The organism is Burkholderia sp. APQ4-4ca (assembly GCF_057837105.1).
Window position 1 is genome coordinate 1 of record NZ_JBYQCG010000198.1, and the last position, 1975, is coordinate 1975.

General features: G+C 61.9%; 4 protein-coding genes. All 4 read right to left on the minus strand.

The genetic code is table 11. The features are described 5' to 3' along the window. Window positions 1-566: 566 nt before the first annotated feature. Window positions 567-872 (minus strand): H-NS histone family protein, encoded by a 306-nt coding sequence (locus tag AC3IFE_RS21180; RefSeq protein ID WP_089470808.1) that lies wholly within the window; start codon window positions 870-872, stop codon window positions 567-569. 103 nt (window positions 873-975) lie between these two features. Beyond that, window positions 976-1248: a hypothetical protein gene (locus AC3IFE_RS21185; protein ID WP_489191843.1), complete on the minus strand. Its 273-nt coding sequence runs from the start codon at window positions 1246-1248 to the stop codon at window positions 976-978. A 61-nt stretch (window positions 1249-1309) separates the two neighbouring features. Continuing rightward, window positions 1310-1846 (minus strand): BON domain-containing protein, encoded by a 537-nt coding sequence (locus AC3IFE_RS21190; protein ID WP_489191844.1) that lies wholly within the window; start codon window positions 1844-1846, stop codon window positions 1310-1312. Between the two features lie 54 nt (window positions 1847-1900). Continuing rightward, window positions 1901-1975, minus strand: a 75-nt coding sequence (locus AC3IFE_RS21195; protein WP_489191845.1) for a helix-turn-helix domain-containing protein, incomplete at its 5' end; no start/stop codon positions are given.

The following is a 1975-nucleotide window of genomic DNA, read 5'->3' on the forward strand; positions in this document are numbered from 1 at the left end:
TGACGAAAGACGACACGATCGGCATGCGGCCGGGCGGGCCGTGCGCCGATCGACGCGAACCCCAAGCATAGGCGAAGCGCTTGCGACTGCCTATATGCCGAACGGCCGACTATGCGACGGGCGTCAACGCCCGCACCATGGACCTGCAATACATACGGCCCGGCATCGCAGCGCCGCATGCACGAGGCACGCAATGCGGCACGACGCTGCAGCCGCTTTCTCAAAGGTGAGGATTTACAGGAGCCATGGTGAGTATCTTCGGGAATCGCACGACACACCGCATCAGCATGAGAAAGGTGATGAAAATCCGCGTCATGCATGCACCGGGGAAATCGCGCATGCCACTGCGCATGCATTGCGCCATTACGCGGTTGTTTCCGGGAATTACCCGCAACATGCAACCGGATCGAGGCGAATTCGCGAAACGGGATCCGTTAATTGCGCGGCATTGCACTTCAATTCGTCGGGGAAAATCGCGTGACGATTACGCGAAAACAAAACGGTGCGAAGGCCGCATGGCCGTTCGCACCGTCGGTCGGCGCACGAAAGGTGAGTACTTTCGGGAGTCAGTCCTTGATCAGGAAACGTCCGCGATTCTTGCCGAGCCATGCCGGCGCGCGCCCGCGGCCACTCCACGTTTCGCCCGTCTTCGGGTTCAGGTACTTCGGCGGCAACGTGCGCTTGGGCTTCGCTGCCGCAGTGGCGGCGGCCGATCCTGCGGGGCGAAAACCGAGCTCTTCGGGCGTAATGTCGTATTCGTCGATTTTCGCGCGGATATGCGCGATCGCATCGGCAATCGCCTTTTCACGTTCCTTGTCGATCTTTTGCTGAAGCCGTTCGAGCTGCGCGCTCAGTTGCCTGTAGGTCGCCATATGGATGGGACTCCATGAGTGTTATTCGTGAAAAACAAGTGACTCAAAGCAAACAGAAAAGCGCTTCGCCCGATCGTGGTCTCCCCAGCCGGTCATTTCGGGATCAATAACCGCTTTTCTTCTTGCACGCGAAGAGAAGATTTCGCACGGCGTCATCCGTCGATTGCTGGATCACGTCGAAATCTCCGTTGCACATGGCCAGGGCATTGTCCGTGCAATTGCTCCAGTCGCTGCCAGTGCATTGCACCTGAGTGGTCGGGCGCCCGTCCGACGTGAACAGCGGGGCACTGCCACCGCACCCGCCGAGCCCTGCAACCAGAGCCAACATCACGGCCGCCCGAGGCCACCGACAGACCGACGCAAGCATGTGTTTCATTGTTCTTCCCGTCAACCTTTTTTTGAATGTCGCGAGTATGCCATGGGCTGCCCTTCGGCCGTCAGTCCGGCGCGCGCTCGGGTTGCCCGCGCGCCTTGTACGGCAAGCGCTTGCGCGGATCGTCCGTGATGCGAACGAAAACCTGCTCGACGTCCGGAAGCGCCTCGAATTCGCGTTGCAGCGCATGGCGATCGAGCGTCGTGTCCGCGCATCCTTCGACGTAGATGAAACGTCGCTGCACGGTGATCCACAGGCTCGTGCCGCGCAGACGATCGGAGCCGGCGAAGCGGGCCTTCGCCGCATCGGCGATCGACGCGTCATACATATACGAGTTCGGCTTCGTGCAGCGATGGGCGAGCCAGCAGGTCGTGCCGCGTTCGGCGCGGTAGTGCGCATCGTCGGTCATCTCAGCGCGCGTCATCCACGGGCCGAGCGGCAACGGGCATTCGGCCACGTCCTGCGACAGCGCGACGAACGGATCGTTGTACCAGTTGCGCCGCGCATCAGATGCGTCGGGCGCGTCGGTGTTGTCGGCCTGCGCGAGCGCGGCGCTCGTCAGCAACATGGTCAACCACCCGGCGAAGCCGATCCGCTTCATCGTGACCTCCTGTTCGATGGGTTACATCGGGCCGCATCGGCGTCGCCGATCGACCTACCGCTCGATACCGAGCGCCGCCAGTTTCTTGTACAGCGTCGCGCGGCCGATGCCGATGCGCGCGGCCGCTTC

Excerpts from the sequence above, each read along its gene's own strand:
- AC3IFE_RS21180 (WP_089470808.1), bottom strand. The coding sequence starts at position 872 with ATGGCGACCTACAGGCAACTGAGCGCGCAGCTCGAACGGCTTCAGCAA.
- AC3IFE_RS21185 (WP_489191843.1), bottom strand. The coding sequence starts at position 1,248 with ATGAAACACATGCTTGCGTCGGTCTGTCGGTGGCCTCGGGCGGCCGTG.
- AC3IFE_RS21190 (WP_489191844.1), bottom strand. The coding sequence starts at position 1,846 with ATGAAGCGGATCGGCTTCGCCGGGTGGTTGACCATGTTGCTGACGAGC.